This is a genomic window from Streptomyces sp. YJ-C3 (genome assembly GCF_053891275.1).
In genome coordinates this window covers 8,123,502-8,148,234 of record NZ_CM132685.1, presented here as the reverse complement: position 1 = coordinate 8,148,234, position 24,733 = coordinate 8,123,502, and the positions used below count along the sequence as shown (strand labels likewise).

Below are 24,733 nucleotides of genomic sequence, written 5' to 3'. Positions count from 1 at the left end.
ATGAAGATCAAGAAGGGTGACCTGGTCCAGGTCATCACCGGCAAGGACAAGGGCAAGCAGGGCAAGGTCATTGCCGCTTACCCGCGCGACGAGCGTGTCCTGGTCGAGGGTGTCAACCGGGTCAAGAAGCACACCAAGGCCGGTCCCACGGCTTCCGGCTCGCAGGCCGGCGGCATTGTGACCACCGAGGCCCCGATCCACGTTTCCAACGTCCAGCTGGTCGTGGAGAAGGACGGCAACAAGGTCGTCACGCGCGTCGGTTACCGCTTCGACGACGAGGGCAACAAGATCCGCGTTGCCAAGCGGACGGGTGAGGACATCTGATGACTACCACCACGAACCCGCGTCTGAAGCAGAAGTACCGCGACGAGATCAAGGGCAAGCTGCAGGAGGAGTTCTCGTACGAGAACGTCATGCAGATCCCCGGTCTGGTCAAGATCGTGGTCAACATGGGTGTCGGTGACGCTGCGCGTGACTCGAAGCTCATGGACGGTGCCGTCCGCGACCTGACCACCATCACGGGTCAGAAGCCGGCCATCACCAAGGCCCGTAAGTCCATCGCGCAGTTCAAGCTGCGCGAGGGCCAGCCGATCGGTGCCCACGTCACGCTCCGTGGCGACCGCATGTGGGAGTTCCTGGACCGCACCCTGTCGCTCGCGCTCCCGCGCATCCGCGACTTCCGTGGTCTGTCCCCCAAGCAGTTCGACGGCCGTGGCAACTACACCTTCGGTCTCACCGAGCAGGTCATGTTCCACGAGATCGACCAGGACAAGATCGACCGCGTCCGGGGTATGGACATCACCGTGGTCACCACGGCGACCAACGACGCTGAGGGCCGCGCGCTCCTTCGTCACCTCGGCTTCCCGTTCAAGGAGGCGTAAGCGAGATGGCGAAGAAGGCTCTTATTGCCAAGGCTGCTCGTAAGCCCAAGTTCGGTGTGCGTGGCTACACCCGCTGCCAGCGTTGTGGCCGCCCGCACTCCGTGTACCGCAAGTTCGGCCTGTGCCGCGTGTGCCTTCGTGAGATGGCTCACCGTGGCGAGCTGCCGGGCGTGACCAAGAGCTCCTGGTAATCCCCCAGTTGGGATGACCCGGATCTCTCGGTAAGCAAAGGGTCGGCAGAGGCCCCAGCTCTCATGGCTTACGCTAGGAGGGTTGGGCGCTTCTGCCGCCCTGACCGACTTACTACGCCGTAGGTCCCCGCGCCGCACCCGTCCCGCCCCTGTGTGGGGAGAGGGATGGCGCATACAGGAAACCCCGGCGAGAGAGGCCGAAGGCCAATTCATGACCATGACTGATCCGATCGCAGACATGCTTACGCGTCTGCGGAACGCGAACTCGGCATACCACGACACCGTGGCCATGCCGCACAGCAAGATCAAGTCGCACATCGCGGAGATCCTCCAGCAGGAGGGTTTCATCACCGGCTGGAAGGTCGAGGACGCCGAGGTCGGCAAGTCCCTCGTCCTGGAGCTGAAGTTCGGCCCGAACCGTGAGCGTTCGATCGCCGGCATCAAGCGCATCTCCAAGCCGGGTCTGCGCGTTTACGCGAAGTCCACCAACCTGCCGAAGGTTCTCGGCGGCCTCGGCGTGGCGATCATCTCCACGTCGCACGGTCTCCTGACCGGCCAGCAGGCAGGCAAGAAGGGCGTGGGTGGGGAAGTCCTCGCCTACGTCTGGTAGCGGAAGGGAACGGAGGAAACAGCTATGTCGCGTATTGGCAAGCTCCCCATCACGGTTCCCGCCGGCGTGGACGTCACCATCGATGGCCGCACGGTCACGGTGAAGGGTTCCAAGGGCACCCTGAGCCACACCATCGTCGCGCCGATCGACATCGCCAAGGGTGAGGACGGCGTCCTGAACGTCACCCGCCCCAACGACGAGCGTCAGAACAAGGCCCTGCACGGCCTGTCCCGCACGCTGGTGGCGAACATGATCACCGGCGTGACCACGGGTTACGTGAAGAAGCTCGAGATCAGCGGTGTCGGTTACCGCGTCCTGGCGAAGGGCTCCAACCTGGAGTTCTCGCTCGGCTACAGCCACCCGATCCTGGTCGAGGCGCCCGAGGGCATCTCGTTCAAGGTCGAATCGGCGACCAAGTTCTCGGTCGAGGGCATCGACAAGCAGAAGGTCGGCGAGGTTGCGGCCAACATCCGCAAGCTGCGCAAGCCCGACCCGTACAAGGCCAAGGGCGTCAAGTACGAAGGCGAAGTCATCCGCCGCAAGGTCGGAAAGGCGGGTAAGTAAGCCATGGCATACGGTCAGAAGATCGCTAAGGGCGACGCTTACAAGCGTGCTGCCATCAAGCGGCGCCACATCCGTATCCGTAAGCACATCTCGGGTACGGCTGAGCGTCCGCGCCTGGTCGTGACGCGCTCGAACCGCAACATCGTGGCCCAGGTGATCGACGACGTGAAGGGTCACACCCTCGCGTCGGCGTCCACCCTGGACAGCTCGATCCGTGGCGGCGAGGGCGACAAGTCCGCGCAGGCCAAGTCGGTCGGTGCCCTGGTTGCCGAGCGCGCCAAGGCCGCCGGTGTCGAGGCCGTCGTGTTCGACCGTGGTGGTAACCAGTACGCCGGGCGCATCGCCGCCCTGGCGGACGCCGCCCGCGAAGCCGGACTCAAGTTCTGAGTCGCCCGCCACGCAGTGGCTTTTGCACGCTGCGTAGCTAGCGGAAAAAGAGAGAGGTAATTCCAATGGCTGGACCCCAGCGCCGCGGAAGCGGTGCCGGTGGCGGCGAGCGGCGGGACCGGAAGGGTCGCGACGGTGGCGCTGCCGCCGAGAAGACCGCATACGTTGAGCGCGTTGTCGCGATCAACCGTGTCGCCAAGGTTGTCAAGGGTGGTCGTCGCTTCAGCTTCACCGCGCTCGTCGTGGTGGGCGACGGTGACGGCACCGTAGGTGTCGGTTACGGCAAGGCCAAGGAGGTGCCGGCCGCCATCGCCAAGGGTGTTGAGGAGGCCAAGAAGCACTTCTTCAAGGTCCCCCGTATCCAGGGCACCATCCCGCACCCGATCACGGGCGAGAAGGCCGCGGGCGTCGTCCTGCTCAAGCCTGCTTCCCCCGGTACCGGTGTTATCGCCGGTGGCCCGGTGCGTGCAGTGCTCGAGTGCGCCGGCGTTCACGACATCCTGTCGAAGTCGCTCGGTTCGTCGAACGCGATCAACATCGTGCACGCGACCGTGGAGGCCCTGAAGGGTCTGCAGCGCCCCGAGGAGATCGCGGCTCGCCGTGGTCTGCCCCTCGAGGACGTTGCTCCCGCGGCTCTTCTCCGGGCGCGTGCCGGGGCTGGTGCGTAATGGCGCAGCTCAAGATCACGCAGACGAAGTCGTACATCGGCAGCAAGCAGAACCACCGTGACACCCTGCGCTCCCTTGGTCTCAAGGGCATCAACACGCAGGTCGTCAAGGAGGACCGCCCCGAGTTCCGCGGCATGGTGCACACCGTCCGCCACCTCGTGACGGTCGAGGAGGTCGACTGATCATGGCGGAGAACAACCCGCTCAAGATCCACAACCTCCGTCCGGCCCCCGGCGCCAAGACCGCCAAGACCCGTGTCGGTCGTGGTGAGGCGTCGAAGGGTAAGACGGCCGGTCGTGGTACCAAGGGCACGAAGGCCCGTTACCAGGTTCCGGAGCGCTTCGAGGGTGGCCAGATGCCCCTCCACATGCGTCTTCCGAAGCTCAAGGGCTTCAAGAACCCGTTCAAGACCGAGTTCCAGGTCGTGAACCTGGACAAGCTGGCTTCGCTCTACCCCGAGGGTGGCGAGGTCACGGTCGAGGGCCTGGTGGCCAAGGGTGCCGTGCGCAAGAACAGCCTCGTCAAGGTCCTGGGCCAGGGCGAGATCTCCGTGGCGCTGCAGGTGACGGTCGACGCCGTCTCCGGCTCCGCCAAGGAGAAGATCACCGCCGCCGGCGGTACGGTCACCGAGCTCGTCTGATCTCAGACGCCGTCTCGATGACATGAGCGATCCCGACCGGGGATACCCCACAAATGGGGTATCCCCGGTTGGTCGTTCCTAGGGGGGCGGGTACGCCGGTAAGGTGGCGTCCGCTGTTAATTTCCGGGCTAGTTGTGTGCCCCCGGCACCAATCCCGGACTTTGACCGTTACCCATTCGTCGAATCCTCAAGACCGTCACCTCTACGCACGCGCGCGGGGGTCGCAGGAGGCACCGTGCTCACCGCGTTCGCCCGGGCGTTCAAGACGCCCGACCTGCGCAAGAAGCTGCTCTTCACGCTGGGCATCATCGTGATCTACCGGCTCGGCGCGCATATCCCGATCCCCGGTGTGGATTACTCGAACGTCCAGACGTGCATGGATGTGGCCAACTCCAGCACCGGTCTCTTCGGGCTGGTCAACATGTTCAGCGGTGGCGCGCTGCTGCAGATCACGGTCTTCGCGCTCGGCATCATGCCGTACATCACCGCGAGCATCATTCTGCAGCTGCTCACCGTGGTGATCCCGCGCCTCGAAGCCCTCAAGAAGGAGGGTCAGGCGGGTACGGCGAAGATCACGCAGTACACCCGCTACCTGACCGTGGCGCTCGCCATCCTTCAGGGCACGGGCCTGGTCGCCACCGCCCGCACCGGCGCCCTCTTCCAGGGCTGCCCCGTCGCGAGCCAGATCGTGCCGGACCAGTCGATCTTCATCACCATCACGATGGTCATCACGATGACCGCCGGTACCTGCGTGATGATGTGGCTCGGCGAGCTGATCACCGACCGCGGCATCGGCAACGGCATGTCGATCCTGATGTTCATCTCGATCGCCGCCACCTTCCCGTCCGCCCTGTGGGCCATCAAGGAGTCGGGCTCGCTGGCCGACGGCTGGATCGAGTTCGGCACCGTCATCCTCGTCGGCCTGGTCATGGTCGGCCTGGTGGTCTTCGTCGAGCAGGCCCAGCGCCGTATCCCGGTGCAGTACGCGAAGCGCATGATCGGCCGTCGTTCCTACGGCGGCACGTCCACGTACATCCCGCTCAAGGTGAACCAGGCGGGTGTGATCCCTGTCATCTTCGCCTCGTCGCTGCTGTACATCCCGGCCCTCGTCGCCCAGTTCGCGGGTGGTGACTCGTCGTGGAAGCTGTGGATCGACGACCACCTGACCAAGGGAAATCACCCGATCTACATCGTTACGTACTTCCTCCTGATCGTGTTCTTCGCCTTCTTCTACGTGGCGATCTCGTTCAACCCCGAGGAAGTCGCGGACAACATGAAGAAGTATGGTGGCTTCATCCCGGGCATCCGGGCTGGCCGACCGACCGCTGAGTACCTCTCGTACGTGCTCAACCGGATCACCTGGCCGGGTTCGCTGTACTTGGGTCTGATCGCTCTCGTACCGACGATGGCGTTGGTTGGTTTCGGGGCAAACCAGAACTTCCCGTTCGGCGGCACCAGCATCCTGATCATCGTGGGTGTTGGTCTGGAGACGGTGAAGCAGATCGAGAGCCAGCTCCAGCAGCGCAATTACGAAGGGTTCCTCCGCTGATGCGAATCGTCCTCGTCGGGCCGCCTGGTGCCGGCAAGGGAACGCAGGCCGCGTTCCTTGCCCAGAACCTGTCGATCCCGCACATCTCCACGGGCGACCTCTTCCGTGCCAACATCAGCCAGGGCACGGAGCTGGGCAAGCAGGCGAAGTCCTACATGGACGCCGGTCAGCTGGTTCCGGACGAGGTCACCATCGGGATGGCCAAGGACCGCATGGAGCAGCCGGACGCCGTGAACGGCTTCCTGCTCGACGGCTTCCCCCGCAACGTCTCGCAGGCCGAGGCGCTCGACGTCGCCCTCAAGGCCGACGACGTGAAGCTGGACGCGGTCCTGGACCTGGAGGTCCCCGAGGACGAGGTGGTCAAGCGCATCGCCGGCCGCCGCATCTGCCGTAACGAATCGGCGCACGTGTTCCACGTCGCGTACAAGCAGCCCGAGACCGAGGGCGTCTGTGACGTCTGCGGCGGCGAGCTGTACCAGCGCGACGACGACAAGGAAGAGACCGTGCGCAAGCGGCTCGAGGTCTACCACACGCAGACCGAGCCGATCATCGACTACTACCGGGAGCAGGGGCTCGTGAAGACGATCTCCGCGCTCGGCAAGGTGGAAGAGGTCACGGCACGGGCCATGGAGGCCCTGGGGCGCTAGTCCCGCCGCATTCCGTACGTACCTGAGGCCGCGGTTCCCCGACTGGGGGGCCGCGGCCTTAGTGTTGTTGTGTAGTCCCAGGTGTTCCACAGTTGCCTTACCGGCCGGATGACGGAGAGCGCAGGCCCTCATGGTGCAGATCAAGACCCCCGACCAGATTCGCAAGATGCGGGAGGCGGGGCTTGTCGTCGCGGCGATCCACGCCGCGACCCGTGAGGCGGCCGTGCCGGGCGCGACGACCAAGGACCTGGACGAGGTCGCCCGCAAGGTCATCGCCGAGCACGGGGCGAAGCCGAACTTCCTGGGGTACGGCGGCTTCCCCGCCACGATCTGCACCTCGAAGAACGAGGTGGTGGTGCACGGCATCCCGAGCGACAAGGTCGTGCTCGAGGACGGCGACATCATCTCCATCGACGCGGGCGCGATCATCGACGGCTGGCACGGGGACGCCGCGTACACCGCGTTCGTCGGTTCCGGTCACGCTCCGGAGCTCATCGAGCTGTCCCGGGTGACCGAGGAGTCGATGTGGGCCGGGATCGCCGCGATGAAGGCGGGCAACCGGCTGGTGGACATCTCCCGCGCGATCGAGACGTACATCCGCCGCCAGCCCAAGCCGGGCGGCGGCAAGTACGGGATCGTCGAGGACTACGGCGGCCACGGCATCGGTACCGAGATGCACATGGACCCGCACCTGCTGAACTACGTCGAGCGCCGCCGCGGCAAGGGCCCCAAGCTCGTCCCCGGCTTCTGCCTGGCCATCGAGCCCATGGTCTCCCTCGGCACTCCCAGGACCGAGGTCCTGGAGGACGACTGGACGGTCATCACCACGGACGGCACCTGGTCCTCGCACTGGGAGCACTCGGTGGCGCTGACGGAGGAGGGTCCGCTGGTGCTGACTGCTCCGGATGGCGGCAGGGCGAAGCTGGCGGAGCTGGGCGTGACGGCGGCTCCTGACCCGTTGGGCTGATTCGGGGGCTTAGCGATCTCCCGGATAGGGCAGAATTCTCGGATTCGTCTTTCCGGGGGTACTGACGTAGACTGACTCGTCGGCTCTCGTGTATCTGCATGTCCGCATGCGAATCGGGAGTCGATCAAGGTAGTCGATTCGAAGGGCGAAGCGTGGCCAAGAAGCAAGGTGCCATCGAGATCGAAGGCACTGTCGTCGAGTCTCTTCCGAACGCCATGTTCAAGGTGGAGCTCCAGAACGGCCACCAGGTCCTGGCTCACATCAGCGGCAAGATGCGTATGCACTACATCCGTATCCTCCCTGACGACCGGGTCGTGGTGGAGTTGTCTCCGTACGACCTGACGCGTGGCCGGATCGTCTACCGGTACAAGTAGATCTTGCCCAAGTCCCGCTTCCCGCGGGCTGCCGGCAACTGACCCGGAGAACCTCACCCATGAAGGTCAAGCCGAGCGTCAAGAAGATCTGCGACAAGTGCAGGGTGATCCGCCGTCACGGTCGGGTCATGGTGATCTGCGACAACCCGCGCCACAAGCAGCGCCAGGGCTGACGCACGACTTACTGCAGTTCGTTCGCAGAGTTTCGCGCGACGCACGCAACACATTGAGTACATATGCAGGGCCCGCCGGCGGTGGTTTCCACCGTGGCGACACCTTCGGTCGGAGGCCGGGGACCTGGTGCGTACCGACTCTTTGAGCACAAAGGGAACGGCGGCCGGGAGCGGCTCTGCTGCAGACCTCCGAAGATAAACAGGAGCCATGAATGGCACGCGTTGAAGGCGTTGACCTCCCGCGCGACAAGCGCATCGAGGTCGCCCTCACCTACGTGTTCGGCATCGGGCGTACGCGCGCCCAGCAGACGCTGGACGCCGCCGGTATCGACCGCAACATCCGTGTTCGCGACCTGAGCGAGGAAGACCTCGTCAAGATCCGCGAGTACGTGGACCAGAACTTCCAGACCGAGGGTGACCTCCGTCGCGAGATCCAGGCCGACATCCGCCGCAAGGTCGAGATCGGCTGCTACCAGGGTCTGCGCCACCGTCGTGGTCTGCCGGTCCGCGGTCAGCGCACCAGCACGAACGCTCGTACCCGCAAGGGCCCGCGTCGCGCCATCGCCGGTAAGAAGAAGCCGGGCAAGAAGTAGTCCTCAGCGGACGCTCACCAGCGGTCTTCGCTGTAGGACCGACCACCTCCCGTAGGAGAACGACATGCCCCCCAAGGGTCGTCAGGGCGCTGCCAAGAAGGTGCGCCGCAAGGAAAAGAAGAACGTCGCCCACGGGCACGCTCACATCAAGAGCACGTTCAACAACACGATCGTGTCCATCACGGACCCGACCGGCAACGTGATCTCGTGGGCCTCCGCCGGCCACGTCGGCTTCAAGGGCTCGCGCAAGTCCACGCCGTTCGCCGCGCAGATGGCTGCCGAGTCGGCCGCCCGTCGCGCGCAGGAGCACGGCATGCGCAAGGTCGACGTCTTCGTCAAGGGCCCGGGTTCCGGTCGTGAGACCGCCATCCGCTCCCTGCAGGCGACCGGCCTCGAGGTCGGCTCGATCCAGGACGTCACGCCGACCCCGCACAACGGCTGCCGTCCCCCCAAGCGTCGCCGCGTCTGATCTCGGTCAGTAACGCAGGCCGCTTGGTCTGAGGTTTTCGGGCGGTACGGCTCTTTCGGGTCGTGCCGCCCGTACCCTTGTACTACCTCAGGGCATCAAATAGTGGGTGCCCCTGACTGAAGGAATCACTTCATGCTGATCGCTCAGCGTCCCTCGTTGACCGAAGAGGTCGTCGACGAGTTCCGCTCCCGGTTCGTGATCGAGCCGCTGGAGCCGGGCTTCGGTTACACCCTCGGCAACTCGCTCCGCCGGACCCTTCTGTCCTCGATCCCGGGTGCGGCCGTCACGTCGATCCGGATCGACGGTGTCCTGCACGAGTTCACCACCGTGCCGGGCGTCAAGGAAGACGTCACCGACCTGATCCTCAACATCAAGCAGCTGGTCGTCTCCTCGGAGCACGACGAGCCGGTCGTGATGTACCTGCGCAAGCAGGGCCCGGGTCTGGTCACCGCCGCCGACATCGCGCCGCCGGCCGGTGTCGAGGTGCACAACCCCGACCTGGTCCTCGCCACGCTGAACGGCAAGGGCAAGCTGGAGATGGAGCTGACCGTCGAGCGCGGTCGCGGCTACGTCTCCGCCGTGCAGAACAAGCAGGTCGGCCAGGAGATCGGGCGCATCCCGGTCGACTCGATCTACTCGCCGGTCCTCAAGGTCACGTACAAGGTCGAGGCCACGCGTGTCGAGCAGCGCACCGACTTCGACAAGCTGATCGTCGACGTCGAGACCAAGCAGGCCATGCGTCCGCGTGACGCCATGGCGTCGGCCGGTAAGACGCTGGTCGAGCTGTTCGGTCTCGCCCGCGAGCTGAACATCGACGCCGAGGGCATCGACATGGGTCCGTCCCCGACGGACGCCGCCCTGGCCGCCGACCTGGCGCTGCCGATCGAGGAGCTCGAGCTCACCGTTCGGTCGTACAACTGCCTCAAGCGCGAGGGCATCCACTCCGTGGGTGAGCTCGTGGCCCGTTCCGAGGCGGACCTGCTCGACATCCGCAACTTCGGTGCGAAGTCGATCGACGAGGTCAAGGCGAAGCTGGCCGGTATGGGCCTCGCGCTGAAGGACTCGCCTCCCGGGTTCGACCCGACCGCTGCCGCCGACGCCTTCGGCGCCGACGACGACGCGGACGCGGGCTTCGTCGAGACCGAGCAGTACTAAGAGCTCGCTGTTCGATCTCGGCTGCGGGCCGGCTTCGGCTGGTCGCGCCCACGCGGCGGAGCCGCAGACAGACACCTCCCCGCGCCCCTTTTTTTGGGGCGCGGGGTCTCCGACGGGCAAACCTGCTCGCTCGGACACTGACCTCGGTACCTGATACGGCCGGGGCAGACACCTAGGAGAAACACCATGCCGAAGCCCACCAAGGGTGCCCGTCTGGGCGGCAGCGCCGCGCACGAGAAGCTGCTCCTCGCGAACCTCGCGAAGTCGCTCTTCGAGCACGGCAAGATCACGACGACCGAGGCCAAGGCCCGTCGTCTGCGCCCGTACGCGGAGCGTCTGGTCACCAAGGCGAAGAAGGGCGACCTTCACAACCGCCGTCAGGTGCTCACGGTCATCACGGACAAGAGCGTCGTCCACACGCTCTTCACCGAGATCGCCCCGCGCTACGAGAACCGTCCGGGTGGTTACACCCGTATCACCAAGATCGGTAACCGTCGTGGCGACAACGCGCCCATGGCTGTCATCGAGCTGGTCGAGGCCCTGACGGTCGCGCAGCAGGCCACTGGTGAGGCCGAGGCCGCCACCAAGCGTGCCGCCAAGGACGCCGAGGCTGCCGCTCCGGCCGCCGAGGTCGTCGAGGACGCCAAGCCGGCCGAGGCCGCCGAGGAGTCCAAGGACGCCTGAGGCTCTGCCTCGAGTGTTGTGTGAGCGGGTCCGCCCCTTCGGGCGGGCCCGCTTTCGCGTTCGCGTGGGTGTGGAAAGGAACTGGGTGTGAGTGACGAAGTGGCGGACGGGTTCGTGCGCGTACGGCTCGACCTGTCGTACGACGGGACCGACTTCTCCGGGTGGGCCAAGCAGGCCGGCGGGCGGCGGACCGTCCAGGGGGAGATCGAGGACGCGCTGCGGACCGTGACGCGGTCCGCGCAGACGTACGAGCTGACCGTGGCGGGGCGGACGGATGCCGGGGTGCACGCGCGCGGGCAGGTCTCGCACGTCGATCTGCCGGAGAGCGTGTGGGAGGAGCACCGGGAGAAGCTGCTGAAGCGGCTCGCCGGGCGGCTGCCGAAGGATGTGCGGGTGTGGTCGGTGGCCGAGGCGCCGAGCGGGTTCAACGCCCGGTTCTCGGCGGTCTGGCGGCGGTACGCGTACCGCGTGACCGATCACCCGGGCGGGGTCGATCCGCTGCTGCGGGGGCATGTGCTGTGGCACGACTGGCCGTTGGACGTCGACGCCATGAACGAGGCGGCCGAGCGGCTGCTGGGGGAGCACGACTTCGCCGCGTACTGCAAGCGGCGCGAAGGGGCCACGACCATCCGGACCCTGCAGGCGCTGAGCCTCGTGCGCGGGGACGACGGGATCATCACCGCGACCGTGCGGGCCGACGCGTTCTGCCACAACATGGTGCGTTCGTTGATCGGGGCGCTGTTGTTCGTGGGCGACGGGCACCGCGGCGCCGACTGGCCGGGGAAGGTGCTGGCCGCCGGAGTGCGGGATTCCGCCGTGCACGTGGTGCGGCCGCACGGGCTGACGCTGGAGGAAGTCGGCTATCCCGCCGATGAGTTGCTGGCCGCGCGGAACAAGGAAGCGCGGAACAAGCGGACGCTTCCCGGGGCGGGCTGCTGCTGAGGCGCAGAGAGCCGAAACGGGGCGATGGTTGTACGGCTGGGGCGAGAAGAGACGAAACCCTCAGGTAACACGCGTTTGCAGTCGCTGGACAGCGCGGGCTACAGCTTCCAGGTGGAGCTCAAGTACAAGGCCGTGCGCGGGGGGTGCGAGGTCGTCGAGATCCCGATCCGGTTCGAGGAGCGGACCGAGGGCGTCTCCAAGATGAGCCTCGGTACGCAGATCGAGTCCGCGGTGATCCCGTTGCGGCTGCGCCGCCGATACCGCGGGGTGTGAGGGCGGTGAGCGGCAGGCACGGTGGCGCCCCGTCCGCGGTGAGCAGGCTGTACGCCGAGATCGCCAAGTTCGGCGTGGTCGGCCTGTGCGGCATCGTCGTGAACCTCGCGGCGTTCAATAAGTTCACCGGCATCGGCGTCGCGACCCTGTTCCGCTTCTGGTCGTACCGCACCTGGGTGTTCAAGAGGGCGCCGCAGGTGCCGGTGGCCCGCCACGGCTTCGACACGGCGGGATTCGTCGAGTCGGTGGAGGAGACGCTGACGCTCCGCCCGGTCAGCGCGTCGCCGCCGCCGAGGCCTGCGCCTCGCCGCGTCGTTTGATCTGCTGGAACGTGAACTCCTGGAGGTCGTCGCCCAGGTTGTACACCGTGGTGTCCTGCTTGGTGGCGTCCGTGCCGTTGGTGCGGCCGCCGTTGGTGAAGTACGCGTAGCGGCCGACGGAGTTCGCGGTCTGGCGGCACACCGTCGTGCGGCAGAACGTGGGCACGCCGGAGCCGGGCAGGGAGACGATCGCGCCGTCGAAGTCGTACTGCTCCTTGGCCCGGGTCGCCGCCGCCTTCGTGTCGAAGACCGCGACGCCGATGGTGACCGCGGAGCCGCCCTTGTAGTAGGTCGCGCGGATGACCTGGGTGCAGCCGTTCTTCTTCAGGACGCCGGGCAGGCCCTTGGTGCCCACCGAGGAGCAGTCCGTCGTCCGGGCCGTCGCGCCCTTCCTGTACACCTGGCCGCCGAAGGTGAGCGTCTTGCCGGGGTAGAGGGTGTCGGCGGTGAGCGGCGCCTTGTCCTTGGCCGCGCTGTCGATGAAGTCGTTCGGGTCGAGCGGCGGCGGCGGGGTCGTCTCCGCGAAGGAGGGGCCCGGCGTCTTCCCCTCGCTGGGGATGTCCGCGGTGCTCGGCAGCTGGTCGGACGGCTTGTTCCCGGCCGTGCTGTTCTTGTTGGCGGAGACGATGCCCCAGGCCACGACCGACCCGACGGCGAGCGTGGCGACGACGGCGCCGCCGATCATCATCCAGCGCTTCTTGCGCGCCCGTGCCTCTGAGGCCTCGGCGAGTGCCGCCCAGTCCGGGGCGCCCCCGCTGTCACCGGACCCCCACTGGGGTCCCCCCTGCCCGAAACTCATGGGGCGCATCTTAGACGGCCCGGATGGGGCGGGGGATACGCCTGATGCGGTCCGGCACCACCTAACGTAAACCGCATGAAAGCCGCCAAATCGCCCCTAACCAGTTGGTTGTTGCGGCCCGCGCCCCGTTCCGTCCGGGCCGCTCTGTGCGTCGTGCTCGCCGTGCTCGCCGCTCACGTCGCGCTCAAGGCGCCCGGCGGCGGCATGGACAACGGGATCGTCGTGCGCGCCGCCCGGGTGTGGCTGGACGGCGGATCCCCGTACGTCGACCGGCACTTCCTCTACTTCCCGAGCGCCGTGCTCGCCGCCGTGCCGCAGGCCCTGACGCCAACCGCCGTGCTGCGCCTGGCCGTTCCGGTGCTCGTGACGGGCGGCCTCGTGGCCGGCTGGGCGGGCGCCCTGCGGGTGCACGGGGTGCCGTGGCGCAGCCGGTTCGCCGCGTACGGGCTGCTCGCGCTCGCCGTCGGCTTCGCGCCCTTCGCGCACCTGGTCGCCCTCGGGAACTGGACGGTGACGGCCGTCGCCGCGCTGCCCTGGGCCCTGCTGCTCGCCGCCAGGGGGCGCTGGCTCGCGGCGGGCGTCGTGCTCGGTGCGGCCCTCGCGCTCAAACCGCTGCTCGCCCCGGTCGCCCTCCTCTTCGTCCTCGCGCGGCAGTGGCGGGGGCTCGCGGCCCTGGTCCTCGTGCCCGCGGGCGCCTCGGCGGCCGCGGCCCTGGCGATGCCGGACCCGGCCGGCTTCTTCACCCGCACCCTGCCCTTCCTGCTGCGCGGCGACGACGGCTTCGTACGGCTCTACGAGGCCTCGCCCGGGGCGGTCCTCGCGCGGCTCGGCGTCCCGGCGGCCGCGGCGACGGCGCTCGCCGCGGCGGGGGCGGCGGCCGGGGTGTGGTGCGCGTGGCGGCGCTGGAGGAGGGGGGACGCGGGGGCGCGGCGGGTGTCCGAGACCGCCGTGATGCTGATGCTCTCGGCCTTTCTCGTCTCCCGGCCCAGCTATGACCACTACCTCCTGGTCGTCGTGCCCCTGCTGCTGGCCGGGGCCCTGGAGGCGGGCGCCGCCGCCCGTGCCCCCTGGCTCTGGGTGGCGCTGCTGCCGCAGCTGCCCGGCCTTTCCTGGCCGTACCTCGACACGGGAGTGCGCAGGGCCTTCCTCGACTGCGCGACGCTGTGTGTGCTGGCCGTCACGGTCGCACGGAGCTGTTCGCTCCGGCGGGCCGTTAGGCTGGAAGTGACCGGGCGGACCACGGTCCCGGAGTCGAGGGCGGACAGCGTTTTGACCCATCCGGGGCGCCGCGGGTATTCTGCCTAGTCGTTATGTGTATCGGCTTGCTCATTCTCATGTGAGAGGCCCTTGCACGGGTTCCCTGGAGCAGTTACCAGTGGGCGGCATACGGGCGCTGAACCCGGCACTGTCGTCCCCAGCTGCACGATCGCTTCAGTGATGCCATTTTCAGCACCCATCCACTGAAGAAGAAGGCTGCTAAGTGCGTACGTACAGCCCTAAGCCCGGCGATGTGACTCGCCAGTGGCACGTCATCGACGCGCAGGACATCGTCCTGGGCCGTCTGGCAACCACTGCTGCGAACCTCCTCCGTGGCAAGCACAAGCCGACCTATGCCCCGCACATGGACATGGGCGACTTCGTCGTCATCATCAACGCCGACAAGGTTCACCTGTCCGGCAACAAGAAGACCCAGAAGATGGCGTACCGCCACTCCGGTTACCCGGGTGGTCTGCGTTCCGTCCGCTACGACGAGCTTCTCGCGAAGACCCCGGAGAAGGCCGTCGAGAAGGCCATCAAGGGCATGCTCCCGAAGAACTCGCTCGGCCGTCAGATGCTCTCGAAGCTGAAGGTCTACTCGGGCGACCAGCACCCGCACGCTGCCCAGCAGCCGGTGCCGTTCGAGATCACCCAGGTCGCGCAGTAGTTCCGGCCACACCCCCAAAGACAGAAAAGAATCTGAGGAGCATCGTGGCCGAGACCACCCCTGAGACGCCGGTCGAAGAGATCGTGGACGTCGAGAGCTACACCACCGAGTCGGACGCGCCCGTCGAGGGCGAGTACACCTCGGAGTCCAACCCCGCCCGCTTCGGTGACCCGCAGCCGGCCGCCGGCCTGGGCCGTCGCAAGAACGCCATCGCGCGCGTTCGCATCGTGCCCGGCACCGGCAAGTGGAAGGTCAACGGGCGCACGCTCGAGGACTACTTCCCGAACAAGGTCCACCAGCAGGAAGTCAACGAGCCCTTCAAGGTGCTCGAGCTCGACGGCCGCTACGACGTCATCGCCCGCATCTCGGGTGGCGGCGTCTCCGGTCAGGCCGGCGCCCTGCGCCTGGGCGTGGCCCGCGCGCTGAACGAGGCCGACGTGGACAACAACCGTCCGGCGCTCAAGAAGGCCGGTTACCTCAAGCGTGACGACCGTGCGGTCGAGCGCAAGAAGGCCGGTCTCAAGAAGGCCCGCAAGGCCCCGCAGTACAGCAAGCGCTAAATCTGCTGCCTGCTTGTTTTTCCCGTTCGCCCCGGCGGCACCTTCCGTGCCGCCGGGGCGTTCGGCTTATGGACGACTTGAAGTTCGGAGGACACAAGTGGGACGACTCTTCGGCACGGACGGCGTGCGCGGTGTCGCCAACGCGGATCTCACGGCCGAGCTGGCGCTCGGTCTCTCGGTTGCCGCGGCGCATGTGCTCGGTGAGGCGGGCAGCTTCGAGGGGCACCGTCCGGTGGCGGTCGTCGGCCGTGACCCGCGTGCTTCGGGCGAGTTCCTGGAGGCCGCGGTCGTCGCGGGTCTGGCCAGCGCGGGCGTCGACGTCCTGCGCGTCGGTGTGCTGCCCACCCCCGCGGTGGCGTATCTCACCGGTGCGCTGGGAGCCGACCTCGGCGTGATGCTCTCCGCGAGCCACAACGCCATGCCGGACAACGGCATCAAGTTCCTCGCGCGCGGCGGCCACAAGCTCGACGACGCCCTGGAGGACCGCATCGAGGACGTCTACGAGCAGCACCGCACCGGTGCGCCGTGGGACCGTCCGACCGGGGCCGGCGTCGGCCGCGTGAAGTCGTACGACGAAGGGCTCGACCAGTACGTCGCCCACCTCGTCGGTGTCCTGCCCAACCGGCTGGAGGGTCTGCGGATCGTCCTCGACGAGGCGCACGGCGCCGCGTCCCGTGTCTCGCCGGAGGCGTTCACGCGCGCCGGTGCCGAGGTCGTCACGATCGGCGCCGAGCCGGACGGGCTCAACATCAACGACGGCTGCGGCTCGACCCACCTCGACCTGCTGAAGGCCGCCGTCGTCGAGCACAAGGCCGACTTCGGCATCGCGCACGACGGCGACGCCGACCGGTGCCTGGCCGTGGACCACACCGGGTCCGAGGTCGACGGCGACCAGATCATGGCCGTCCTCGCCCTCGCGATGAGCGAGCGTGGTGCCCTGCGGAAGGACACCGTTGTCGCGACCGTCATGTCGAACCTCGGCTTCAAGCTGGCCATGGAGCGCGCGGGCATCACGTTCGTGCAGACCGCGGTCGGCGACCGGTACGTCCTGGAGTCCATGAAGCAGCACGGCTACGCGCTGGGCGGTGAGCAGTCCGGGCACGTCATCGTGCTCGACCACGCGACGACCGGTGACGGCACGCTGACCGGGCTGCTGCTCGCGGCGCGCGTCGCGCAGACCGGCCGGAGCCTCAAGGACCTCGCGTCCGTCATGGAGCGGCTCCCGCAGGTGCTCATCAACGTGCCGGACGTCGACAAGTCCCGGGTCACCACCTCGCCCGAGCTGACCGCGGCCGTGGCCGACGCCGAGCGTGAGCTGGGCGAGACCGGGCGGGTGCTGCTGCGTTCCTCCGGCACCGAGCCGCTGGTGCGCGTGATGGTCGAGGCCGCCGACATCGAGCAGGCCCGGACCGTCGCCGGACGCCTCGCCGACGTCGTGAAGTCGGCGCTCGGCTAAGGGCGCCGGCTCGTCCGCGGCGTCACCCGCGTCCTCGCCCAGAACAGCTTCTGGGCGAGGAGCGTCAGGGTGCCCGCGAGGACGATCCCCAGCAGGTTCAGCAGGAGCTGTTCCGTCGAGCCCCAGGCCTGCCGGTACTCGCTGTAGCTGAAGGCGACCGCCGCGTTCGCCGCGGCGGGGACCGTCGTCACCGAGATGGCGACACCGACCAGCGCGCCGGACTTCGCCGAGGTGAGCGAGAGGGTGCCCGCGGCGCCCGCGAGGACCGCGACGACGAACGAGAACCAGTCCGGGTTGTAGATGAAGCTGGTGTTGGGGCGCCGGTCGCCCTGCAGCAGTTCGTCGCTGAACAGCCCTACCGCGTCCATGAACCAGCTGAACCCGGCCGTCACCACCATCGCCGCCGCGAACCCCACCAGGAGCGCGGTCAGGGAGCGGGCGGCCAGCCGCGGTGCCCGGCGGACCAGCGACGTGCACACCCCGGCCACCGGGCCGAAGTCGGGGCCGACGGCCATGGCGCCGACGATCAGAATGGCGTTGTCGAGCACGACGCCGCAGGCCGCGATCATGGTGGCGATCACCATGAAGGCCACGTAGGTCACCGAGAGCGTCGACTCCTCGTGGGTGGCGTCCGTCAGCTGCTCCCACAGCACCGCGTCCGCGCCCTCGCCCGGGGCGTCGTCCTCGGCCTTGTCGGCCCGTTCGGACAGCGACAGATCGATGTTCTCGACGGCGATCGACCCGGTCCGGTCGAGGCCGAGACCGCGCAGCGCGCCGAGGAGTTCGTCCCCCGCCTCGCGGGCGACGTCGCAGGTGACGACATCGCCCGCCGGGACCCGGGCCGCACCCGGCAGCACCGTGACGTGCGTGGTGCCGACCGTCTTCTCGATCAGGTCCACCACGTCGTCCGTCGTGTCGGCCGGGGTGATCAGTCGCAGATGCAGCATGCGCGTACGGTAACGGGCTCTCAGAGTTTGCGGAGCCGCAGCCGCTGCACCTTGTGGTCGGGGCCCTTCTGGATGACGAGGCCCGCGCGGCCGCGGGTGGGCGCCACGTTCTCCAGCAGGTTCACCTTGTTGATGGTGCGCCAGGTCGTGCGCGCGTAGTCGAGTGCCTCCTCCTCGGACACCTGCGTGTACTTGCGGAAGTACGACGACGGGTCCTGGAAGGCGGTCGCGCGCAGCTTGCGGAAGCGGTTGAGGTACCAGCGCTCGATGTCCTCGGCGCGCGCGTCCACGTACACGCTGAAGTCGAAGTAGTCGGCGAGACCGACGCGGGTGCGGCCGTCCTTGCCGGGCAGGGCGGGCTGCAGCACGTTGATGCCCTCGACGATGAGGATGTCGGGGCGGCGGACCGTGAGCTTCTGGTCCGGCACGATGTCGTAGATCAGGTGCGAGTAGACGGGGGCCGTCACCTCGTCCTTGCCCGCCTTGATGTCGGCGACGAAGCGGGTCAGGGCCCGGCGGTCGTACGACTCGGGGAAGCCCTTGCGCGACATCAGGCCGCGGGCCTCCAGCTCCTTGGTCGGCAGCAGGAAGCCGTCGGTGGTGACGCGCTCGACGCGCGGGTGCTCGGGCCAGCGGGAGAGCAGGGCCTGCAGGAGGCGGGCGACCGTCGACTTGCCGACCGCCACCGAGCCCGCGACCCCTATGACGAAGGGGGTGCCGGACTGGGAGGCCTTCTGGACGGTGTCGCCGAGGAAGGTGTTCACGGCGCTGCGCAGGCCGTCGGTCGCGCCGACGTACAGGTTCAGAAGGCGGGAGAGCGGCAGGTAGATGTCGCGGACCTCGTCGAGGTCGATCACATCGCCGAGGCCGCGGAGCTGCTCCACCTCCTCGGCGGTCAGCGGCAGGGGCGTCTTGTCACGCAGGGCGCTCCACTCGGTGCGGGTGAGGTCGACGTAGGGAGTCGCCTCCGGCTTGTGCCGGTGGGCGCTCCGGGAGGTCGAGTGCAGGGGCTCGGAGACCGGAGAGATCACAGTCCATTGTTACGGCTGTACGGACGGGGCGGGGGGTGGGGTGCGTCACGCGGCGCAGCGCCCGCCCCGCCTCCCGCGGCTCGTCACGGCTCGTGCACAGGTATGGACCTGCGGTGGAGGCGGCGGTACGGTCCCCAGACCCGTGGGGCAGAGCCGCCTCCGCGGGGCGGGAGGGGAACCGTGATGTCCTTACTTCGCGTGCCCGGCTTCGTGCGACGGCGGACCGGCGCCGCGCAGGACCCCGACGACTGGGCCGGCCACGTCCGCAGTGAGCTGGCGCTGGAGCTGCCCGACGAGGACATCGGCGAGGACCTCGACGACTGCCTCGACTTCTACGAGATGGGCAGCAAGCCGCGCTGCGAGGAGGTCGAGTACCTGGGGCTCGTGCAGGACGCGCGGGACCGGCTCCTGTGGGGGCGCGAAAACCGGCCCTAGGCTGCGCTTCATGTGCGGAATCGTGGGTTACGTAGGTTCACAGTCGGCTCTCGACGTCGTCCTGGCGGGGCTGAAGCGGTTGGAGTACCGGGGCTACGACTCGGCCGGTGTGGCCGTGCTCGCGGACGGCTCGCTCGCTTCCGCGAAGAAGGCCGGGAAGCTCGCCAATCTGGAGAAGGAACTCGTGGACCGGCCGCTGCCGGCCGGCGCCACCGGTATCGGGCACACCCGCTGGGCCACCCACGGCGGCCCCACGGACGCCAACGCGCACCCGCATCTGGACAACGCGGGCCGGGTCGCCGTCGTCCACAACGGCATCATCGAGAACTTCGCGGCGCTGCGGGCCGAGCTGGCCGAGCGGGGCCATGTCCTGTCCTCCGAGACGGACACCGAGGTCGTGGCGCATCTGCTGGCCGAGGAGTACTCGGTGTGTGCGGACCTCGCCGAGGCGATGAGACTGGTGTGCCGGCGCCTGGAAGGCGCGTTCACGCTCGTCGCGGCGCATGCGGACGCCCCGGACGTGGTCGTGGGCGCGCGCCGGAACTCGCCGCTGGTGGTGGGCGTGGGGGAGGGCGAGGCGTTCCTCGCCTCGGACGTGGCGGCCTTCATCGCGCACACCCGCTCCGCGATCGAGCTGGGCCAGGACCAGGTCGTGGAGCTGCGCCGGGACGGTGTCGTCGTCACCGACTTCGACGGGCGGGCCGCGGACGTGCGGCACTACCACGTCGACTGGGACGCCTCCGCCGCCGAGAAGGGCGGCTACGACTACTTCATGCTCAAGGAGATCGCCGAGCAGCCGAAGGCCGTCGCCGACACGCTGCTCGGGCGGATCGGCGCGGAGGGCCAGCTGACGCTGGACGAGCTGCGCATCCCGCCGCAGGTCCTGAAGATGGTCGACAAGGTCGTCATCGTGGCGTGCGGCACGGCCTTCCACGCGGGCCTGATCGCCAAGTACGCCATCGAGCACTGGACGCGGATCCCGTGCGAGGTGGAGCTGGCCAGCGAGTTCCGCTACCGGGACCCGATCCTGGACGCCCGCTCGCTGGTCATCGCGATCTCGCAGTCCGGCGAGACGATGGACACCCTGATGGCGCTGCGGCACGCGCGCGAGCAGGGCGCCACGGTCCTCGCCATCTGCAACACGAACGGTTCGACGATCCCGCGCGAGTCGGACGCGGTGCTGTACACGCACGCCGGTCCCGAGGTCGCGGTCGCGTCGACGAAGGCGTTCCTGACGCAGCTGGTGGCCTGCTATCTGGTCGCGCTGTATCTCGGCCAGGTGCGCGGCACCAAGTGGGCCGACGAGATCCTCGCCGTCGTACGGGACCTGTCCCGCATCGGCGAGGAGGTCGAACGGGTCCTGGAGACCATGGAGCCGGTGCGGGAGCTGGCGCGTTCGCTGGCCGGGCACGACACCGTGCTGTTCCTGGGGCGGCACGTCGGATACCCGGTGGCTCTGGAAGGCGCCCTGAAGCTCAAGGAACTGGCGTACATGCACGCCGAGGGCTTCGCGGCCGGTGAGCTGAAGCACGGGCCGATCGCCCTCATCGAGGAGGGCATGCCGGTGGTCGTGGTGGTGCCTTCGCCGCGGGGACGGTCGGTGCTCCACGACAAGATCGTGTCGAACATCCAGGAGATCAGGGCGCGCGGGGCGCGGACCATCGTGATCGCGGAGGAGGGCGACGAGGCGGTCGTGCCCTACGCCGACCACCTGGTCCGGGTACCGGTCACGCCGACGCTGCTGCAGCCGCTGGTCGCGACGGTGCCGCTGCAGGTGTTCGCGTGCGAGCTGGCGACGGCGCGGGGCAACGAGGTGGATCAGCCGCGGAACCTGGCGAAGTCCGTGACGGTGGAGTGAGCCGGTCCCGGCCGGTCGCTCTAAGGTGCTCGGCATGAGCATCATCGGGGTCGGTATCGACGTGGCCGAGATCGAGCGGTTCGCGGCGTCGCTGGAGCGGACGCCGGGGATGGCCGAACGGCTGTTCCTGCCGGGCGAGCTGCTGCTGCCCGGCGGCGAGCGGCGCGGGGTCGCGTCGCTCGCCGCGCGGTTCGCGGCGAAGGAGGCCATCGCGAAGGCGCTCGGCGCGCCGGGCGGGCTGCGGTGGACCGACGCGGAGGTGTGGGTCGAGGAGACGGGGCAGCCGCGGTTCCGGGTGACCGGGACGGTGGCTGCGCGGGCGGCGGCGCTGGGTGTCACCGGGTTTCATGTGTCGCTGAGCCATGACGCGGGGGTCGCGTCCGCGGTGGTTGTGGCCGAGGGATAGGCGGGGCGGGGGCCGGGCGCGGGTCCGGCCGGGCGCCGTCGGGGTGTGGTGTGCGGTGCCGGGTGCGGGCTTCGTCGTGGCGGGTCGCGCCCCGCGACGGAGCCGCTGATCCATGCAGCCCCGCGCCCCTGAGGCATGCAGCTTCGCTGCTGCCTCATCGATGAGGTGCCGCACGCAGTGCGCATCTCAGGGGCGCGGGGAACTGCGCGACCAGCCCCCACCGGCCCGCAGTCGGCAACGAACGGCAACGGACGGCAACGAACGGCTAGGCCCCCATGACGTCCCGCCACACCACGGGTACCGCCGACGCCACATCCTGCGCAGACACGGGCGCCCCCTGCGCCGCATGCCGCGCGGCCAAGCCGTGCAGATAGGCGCCCACCGAGGCCGCCTCCGCGGGGTGGAGGCCGGCGGAGAGGAGGGAGCCCGTCAGGCCGGACAGGACGTCGCCGCTGCCCGCGGTGGCCAGCCACGGCGTACCCGTCGGATTCACCCGCACCGGTCCGCCCTCCGGCGACGCGATCAGCGTCGTCGAGCCCTTCAGCAGCACCGTCGCCCCGTACCGCGCCGCCAACTCCCGTACGGAAACGAGGCGTTGCTCCTCGACCTGGTCCCGGGCGGAGCCCAGCAGCGCCGCAGCCTCGCCGGCGTGCGGGGTCAGGAGCGTCGGGGCGGTGCGGGCGCGGACCGTCGCCGCGTCCGCCAGGCGCAGGCCGTCCGCGTCGATCAGTACCGGCACGTCGGACGCCAGGACGTCCGAAAGTCCCGCCGTGTCGTCGCCCAGGCCCGGCCCGATCACCCACGCCTGGACCCGGCCCGCCTTGGCCGGGGGGCCCGCCGACACCAGGGTCTCCGGGAAGCGGGCCAGGACCGCGTCCGCGGCCGGGCCGACGTAGCGGACCGCGCCCGCGCCGCCGTGCAGCGCCCCGGCCACGGCCAGGACGGCCGCCCCCGGGTAGCGGGCCGAGCCCGCGACGATCCCGACCACGCCCCGCCGGTACTTGTCGCTCTCACCGGTGGGCCGGGGCAGCAGCCGCGCCGTGTCGTCGTACTGGAGCGCCTCCAACTCGGCTTCCTTCGCGGGGAGTTCGAGGCCGATGTCGACCAGGCGGAGCGCTCCCGCGTACGCGTGCGCCGGGTCGACGAGCAGCCCCGGCTTGTACGCGCCGAACGTGACCGTCACGTCCGCCCGCACGGCCTCGCCGCGCACCTCGCCCGTGTCCGCGTCGACCCCGCTGGGCAGGTCCACGGCCACGACCGTGCCCCCCGACTCCGTCGCCGCCGCGGCCAGCCGGGCCGCGCGCGGGCGCAGGCCGCCCTTGCCGCCGATGCCCACGATGCCGTCCATGACCAGGTCGGCCCGGGACACCGCGTCCACGGCTGCGCCGGACTCCCCGTCGAGCACCGAGCCGCCCGCCGCCCGCAGCGCCGCGAGGCCGCCCGCGTGCGCCCGCTCTGGCGACAGCAGCAGGGCCGTCACGCCCGCGCCGCGCCGGGCCAGGCGGGCGCCCGCGTACAGGGCGTCGCCGCCGTTGTCCCCGGAGCCGGCCAGCAGGGCGACCCGCGCTCCGTACACCTTGCCGAGCAGGTCCGCGCAGGCCGCGGCGAGGCCCGCTGCCGCCCGCTGCATCAGTGCTCCGTCGGGCAGCCGCGCCATCAGCGCGCGTTCGGCGGCCCTGATCGTCTCCACGTCGTAGGCAGTGCGCATGTCACCGAGTGTCCCCCAGGAGGTGGGCGCGGAGCAGGTCGGCCGTCTCGGCGGGGTGGGTGGACCAGCCGTTGTGCGCACCGGGGAAATCCGCCAGGTCCAGACCGAGCCGGCCGGCCAGCAGCGCCGCCGGGCGGTACGGGAGATGGCCCCGCGTCGCTGTGCCCGCCGCCAGGACCAGCCGGTCCGAGACGGCCGCGAGGGCGTCGGGATCGGGGACGTACGCCGCGAAGCTGCGGTGCTCGAACCGGATCGCCAGCGGCGCGTTCGCCAGCATGCGCTCCGCCGCCTCCCGGGCACGCGGCGCGACCGAGTCGCCGTCACGCCGCGGCAGCAGTACCGGTCCCACACCCTTCAGGAAGCGCTCGCCTGCCGCCGCCAGCCCCTCGGCGACGAGCGTGTCGTGCACCTCCTGGAAGAAGGCCAGCTGCTCGGCCGCGTCCGGCAGCACGCTCCACGACGGCGGCTCGTGCGCGAGGACCCGGCGCAGCCGCTCCGGGTGGCGGGCCAGCAGGTCGAGGGTGACGATCGCGCCGCTGGACGCCCCCGCCACGTAGGCCGGTTCGCCGGGCGCGACCGCGTCCAGCAGGCGCAGGGCGTCGTCCGCGTGGACGTCGACCCGCTGCTCGGCGCGGGGGCCGTCCAGCGTGCTGCGCGAGTATCCGCGCGGGTCGTGCGTGAGGACGGTGAAGGTGCCGGACAGTGCGTCGGCGACCGGGTCGAGGGCCGCCGCGTCACCGCCCGCGCCGGGCAGCAGCAGGAGCGGCGGGCCCTCGCCCCGGGTCTCGTGGTACAGCGTCGCGCCGGGTACACGGAGCCGGTGTGCGGTGATCAACTGTCGTCCCCCTCGGGCCAGTCGGTGAGCGCGACATGCAGGGCCCGCACGGCGCGCGCCCAGCTCGCGGCCGCCTCGCGCTCGTGCCGGAAGCCGCCCGCGAGTTCGAGGCTGACGAAGCCGTGGAACGTGCTGCGCAGCAGCCGGCCCGCGTCGGTCAGGTCGGGCTCGGCCAGGTCGTAGCCCTGGAGCAGCGCGTACGTGCAGGTGAGATTGCGGCGCAGGCCCGGGTGGTCGTCGTACACCGACGGGTCCAGCTCCTGGCGCTGGGTGGCCGCGTACCGGCCGGGGTGGGCGAGGGCGAAGTCGCGGTAGGCGTCCGCGAAGGCGATGAGCGCGTCGCGGCCCGCCCGGCCCGCGAGCGCGTCCGCGATCCGGTCGGCGAGATCGAGACCGGCCAGGATCGCGACCCCGGTGCGCAGGTCGGAGAGGCTCCTGACGTGGGCGTACAGGCTCGCGTCCTTCACGCCGAAGCCGCGGGCGAGCGCCGCGACGGTGATGTGCTCGAAGCCGACGGCGTCCGCGAGGTCGGCGGCGGCCGCCACCACCCGCTCCCTGGTCAGGCCTGCCCTGGCCATCATGGGCGACTCAACTCCTCTTCCGCTCTTCTTCCCCGTCTTCCCCGCGGACCCTTTTCCTAGGGCCCCTAGGTTTTTGCTTACGGTACCTAGGCGGACTGGGCTGATC

The 24,733-nt window shown here is 69.2% G+C and carries 32 protein-coding genes and 2 pseudogenes; 28 read left to right on the top strand and 6 right to left on the bottom strand.

Annotated elements, in window-relative coordinates; genetic code table 11:
* The 21 genes and pseudogenes from rplX to ACVHNB_RS36705 form a co-directional block, all read left to right on the top strand.
* Entirely contained in the window at positions 1–324 is a 324-nt protein-coding gene (gene rplX, locus ACVHNB_RS36805; protein WP_018543913.1) for a 50S ribosomal protein L24, read from the top strand.
* Positions 324–881, top strand: coding sequence for a 50S ribosomal protein L5 (rplE, locus tag ACVHNB_RS36800; protein WP_161304257.1), 558 nt, complete (start codon positions 324–326; stop codon positions 879–881). The genes rplX and rplE overlap by 1 nt, the downstream gene beginning before the upstream one ends.
* A gap of 5 nt (positions 882–886) precedes the next feature.
* On the top strand, positions 887–1,072 hold the full coding sequence (locus ACVHNB_RS36795; protein ID WP_003948630.1) for a type Z 30S ribosomal protein S14: 186 nt from the start codon (positions 887–889) through the stop codon (positions 1,070–1,072).
* 211 nt (positions 1,073–1,283) lie between these two features.
* Positions 1,284–1,682: a 30S ribosomal protein S8 gene (rpsH, locus tag ACVHNB_RS36790; RefSeq protein WP_028812365.1), complete on the top strand. Its 399-nt coding sequence runs from the start codon at positions 1,284–1,286 to the stop codon at positions 1,680–1,682.
* A 24-nt stretch (positions 1,683–1,706) separates the two neighbouring features.
* A complete protein-coding gene (gene rplF, locus ACVHNB_RS36785; RefSeq protein ID WP_018528361.1) occupies positions 1,707–2,246 on the top strand; it encodes a 50S ribosomal protein L6 in 540 nt (179 codons plus the stop codon).
* 3 nt (positions 2,247–2,249) lie between these two features.
* Complete coding sequence (rplR, locus tag ACVHNB_RS36780) at positions 2,250–2,633, top strand: 50S ribosomal protein L18 (protein WP_207824965.1); 384 nt, start codon at positions 2,250–2,252, stop codon at positions 2,631–2,633.
* Positions 2,634–2,698: 65 nt separating this feature from the next.
* The gene (gene rpsE / locus ACVHNB_RS36775) at positions 2,699–3,301 is read left to right on the top strand and encodes a 30S ribosomal protein S5 (RefSeq protein ID WP_221353022.1); all 603 of its coding nucleotides are present in this window, start codon (positions 2,699–2,701) and stop codon (positions 3,299–3,301) included.
* A complete protein-coding gene (gene rpmD / locus ACVHNB_RS36770; RefSeq protein ID WP_005481207.1) occupies positions 3,301–3,483 on the top strand; it encodes a 50S ribosomal protein L30 in 183 nt (60 codons plus the stop codon). Before rpsE ends, rpmD begins: the two co-directional genes overlap by 1 nt.
* A 2-nt stretch (positions 3,484–3,485) precedes the next feature.
* Positions 3,486–3,941, top strand: a complete 456-nt coding sequence (gene rplO / locus ACVHNB_RS36765; protein ID WP_093824865.1) for a 50S ribosomal protein L15 — start codon at positions 3,486–3,488, stop codon at positions 3,939–3,941.
* 235 nt (positions 3,942–4,176) lie between these two features.
* Entirely contained in the window at positions 4,177–5,490 is a 1,314-nt protein-coding gene (secY, locus tag ACVHNB_RS36760) for a preprotein translocase subunit SecY (RefSeq protein WP_428954238.1), read from the top strand.
* Complete coding sequence (locus ACVHNB_RS36755; protein WP_428954239.1) at positions 5,490–6,137, top strand: adenylate kinase; 648 nt, start codon at positions 5,490–5,492, stop codon at positions 6,135–6,137. Before secY ends, ACVHNB_RS36755 begins: the two co-directional genes overlap by 1 nt.
* Positions 6,138–6,267: 130 nt before the next feature.
* Positions 6,268–7,104, top strand: coding sequence for a type I methionyl aminopeptidase (gene map, locus ACVHNB_RS36750; RefSeq protein WP_428954240.1), 837 nt, complete (start codon positions 6,268–6,270; stop codon positions 7,102–7,104).
* A gap of 152 nt (positions 7,105–7,256) precedes the next feature.
* Positions 7,257–7,478, top strand: coding sequence for a translation initiation factor IF-1 (gene infA, locus ACVHNB_RS36745; protein ID WP_003948620.1), 222 nt, complete (start codon positions 7,257–7,259; stop codon positions 7,476–7,478).
* A 59-nt stretch (positions 7,479–7,537) separates the two neighbouring features.
* Positions 7,538–7,651 carry a 50S ribosomal protein L36 gene (rpmJ, locus tag ACVHNB_RS36740; protein ID WP_003974245.1) on the top strand — a complete coding sequence of 38 codons (114 nt, stop codon included), beginning with the start codon at positions 7,538–7,540 and terminating at the stop codon, positions 7,649–7,651.
* 212 nt (positions 7,652–7,863) lie between these two features.
* Positions 7,864–8,244: a 30S ribosomal protein S13 gene (rpsM, locus tag ACVHNB_RS36735; RefSeq protein WP_428954241.1), complete on the top strand. Its 381-nt coding sequence runs from the start codon at positions 7,864–7,866 to the stop codon at positions 8,242–8,244.
* Positions 8,245–8,308: 64 nt separating this feature from the next.
* Positions 8,309–8,713, top strand: a complete 405-nt coding sequence (gene rpsK / locus ACVHNB_RS36730) for a 30S ribosomal protein S11 (protein WP_003948617.1) — start codon at positions 8,309–8,311, stop codon at positions 8,711–8,713.
* A gap of 132 nt (positions 8,714–8,845) precedes the next feature.
* A complete protein-coding gene (locus tag ACVHNB_RS36725; RefSeq protein WP_003966937.1) occupies positions 8,846–9,868 on the top strand; it encodes a DNA-directed RNA polymerase subunit alpha in 1,023 nt (340 codons plus the stop codon).
* 186 nt (positions 9,869–10,054) lie between these two features.
* Positions 10,055–10,552, top strand: coding sequence for a 50S ribosomal protein L17 (rplQ, locus tag ACVHNB_RS36720; protein ID WP_018528369.1), 498 nt, complete (start codon positions 10,055–10,057; stop codon positions 10,550–10,552).
* Positions 10,553–10,639: 87 nt separating this feature from the next.
* Positions 10,640–11,494: a tRNA pseudouridine(38-40) synthase TruA gene (truA, locus tag ACVHNB_RS36715; protein WP_428954242.1), complete on the top strand. Its 855-nt coding sequence runs from the start codon at positions 10,640–10,642 to the stop codon at positions 11,492–11,494.
* Positions 11,495–11,569: 75 nt separating this feature from the next.
* Positions 11,570–11,767: pseudogene (locus ACVHNB_RS36710) on the top strand (polyprenol monophosphomannose synthase); the annotation flags it as partial.
* Positions 11,768–11,886: 119 nt separating this feature from the next.
* A pseudogene (locus ACVHNB_RS36705) lies at positions 11,887–12,087 on the top strand (GtrA family protein); the annotation flags it as partial.
* Here ACVHNB_RS36705 and ACVHNB_RS36700 read toward each other — a convergent pair.
* Entirely contained in the window at positions 12,041–12,886 is an 846-nt protein-coding gene (locus ACVHNB_RS36700) for a hypothetical protein (RefSeq protein ID WP_428954244.1), read from the bottom strand. The pseudogene ACVHNB_RS36705 and the gene ACVHNB_RS36700 sit on opposite strands and share 47 nt — an antisense overlap.
* 75 nt (positions 12,887–12,961) lie before the next feature.
* Between ACVHNB_RS36700 and ACVHNB_RS36695 the strand changes: the two genes are divergently transcribed.
* The 4 genes from ACVHNB_RS36695 to glmM all read left to right on the top strand — a co-directional run bounded on the left by ACVHNB_RS36695 (position 12,962) and on the right by glmM (position 16,826).
* Positions 12,962–14,191: a glycosyltransferase family 87 protein gene (locus tag ACVHNB_RS36695; protein WP_456226833.1), complete on the top strand. Its 1,230-nt coding sequence runs from the start codon at positions 12,962–12,964 to the stop codon at positions 14,189–14,191.
* A gap of 175 nt (positions 14,192–14,366) precedes the next feature.
* Positions 14,367–14,810: a 50S ribosomal protein L13 gene (gene rplM / locus ACVHNB_RS36690; RefSeq protein ID WP_428954246.1), complete on the top strand. Its 444-nt coding sequence runs from the start codon at positions 14,367–14,369 to the stop codon at positions 14,808–14,810.
* 44 nt (positions 14,811–14,854) lie between these two features.
* A complete protein-coding gene (gene rpsI, locus ACVHNB_RS36685) occupies positions 14,855–15,370 on the top strand; it encodes a 30S ribosomal protein S9 (RefSeq protein WP_428954247.1) in 516 nt (171 codons plus the stop codon).
* Between the two features lie 97 nt (positions 15,371–15,467).
* Complete coding sequence (gene glmM / locus ACVHNB_RS36680) at positions 15,468–16,826, top strand: phosphoglucosamine mutase (RefSeq protein WP_456226832.1); 1,359 nt, start codon at positions 15,468–15,470, stop codon at positions 16,824–16,826.
* On the opposite strand, the gene ACVHNB_RS36675 is transcribed toward glmM, so the two are convergent.
* Both ACVHNB_RS36675 and coaA read right to left on the bottom strand, forming a co-directional pair.
* On the bottom strand, positions 16,823–17,773 hold the full coding sequence (locus ACVHNB_RS36675) for a DUF389 domain-containing protein (protein WP_428954249.1): 951 nt from the start codon (positions 17,771–17,773) through the stop codon (positions 16,823–16,825). The genes glmM and ACVHNB_RS36675 overlap by 4 nt on opposite strands.
* 20 nt (positions 17,774–17,793) lie before the next feature.
* Complete coding sequence (gene coaA / locus ACVHNB_RS36670) at positions 17,794–18,804, bottom strand: type I pantothenate kinase (protein WP_428954250.1); 1,011 nt, start codon at positions 18,802–18,804, stop codon at positions 17,794–17,796.
* A 183-nt stretch (positions 18,805–18,987) separates the two neighbouring features.
* Between coaA and ACVHNB_RS36665 the strand changes: the two genes are divergently transcribed.
* The 3 genes from ACVHNB_RS36665 to ACVHNB_RS36655 are packed head-to-tail and all read left to right on the top strand — an operon-like array spanning position 18,988 to position 21,503.
* Complete coding sequence (locus ACVHNB_RS36665) at positions 18,988–19,239, top strand: hypothetical protein (protein WP_428954251.1); 252 nt, start codon at positions 18,988–18,990, stop codon at positions 19,237–19,239.
* A 10-nt stretch (positions 19,240–19,249) separates the two neighbouring features.
* Positions 19,250–21,097, top strand: coding sequence for a glutamine--fructose-6-phosphate transaminase (isomerizing) (gene glmS, locus ACVHNB_RS36660; RefSeq protein ID WP_428954252.1), 1,848 nt, complete (start codon positions 19,250–19,252; stop codon positions 21,095–21,097).
* Positions 21,098–21,131: 34 nt separating this feature from the next.
* On the top strand, positions 21,132–21,503 hold the full coding sequence (locus ACVHNB_RS36655) for a holo-ACP synthase (protein WP_428954253.1): 372 nt from the start codon (positions 21,132–21,134) through the stop codon (positions 21,501–21,503).
* Positions 21,504–21,768: 265 nt separating this feature from the next.
* Here ACVHNB_RS36655 and ACVHNB_RS36650 read toward each other — a convergent pair whose 3' ends face one another.
* From ACVHNB_RS36650 to ACVHNB_RS36640, 3 genes are read right to left on the bottom strand one after another with little or no spacing between them, the layout of a single operon-like run.
* A complete protein-coding gene (locus tag ACVHNB_RS36650) occupies positions 21,769–23,211 on the bottom strand; it encodes an NAD(P)H-hydrate dehydratase (RefSeq protein WP_456226831.1) in 1,443 nt (480 codons plus the stop codon).
* Between the two features lies 1 nt (position 23,212).
* On the bottom strand, positions 23,213–24,046 hold the full coding sequence (locus ACVHNB_RS36645; protein ID WP_456226830.1) for an alpha/beta fold hydrolase: 834 nt from the start codon (positions 24,044–24,046) through the stop codon (positions 23,213–23,215).
* Complete coding sequence (locus ACVHNB_RS36640) at positions 24,043–24,624, bottom strand: TetR/AcrR family transcriptional regulator (protein WP_428957643.1); 582 nt, start codon at positions 24,622–24,624, stop codon at positions 24,043–24,045. Before ACVHNB_RS36640 ends, ACVHNB_RS36645 begins: the two co-directional genes overlap by 4 nt.
* Between the last annotated feature and the right edge of the window lie 109 nt (positions 24,625–24,733).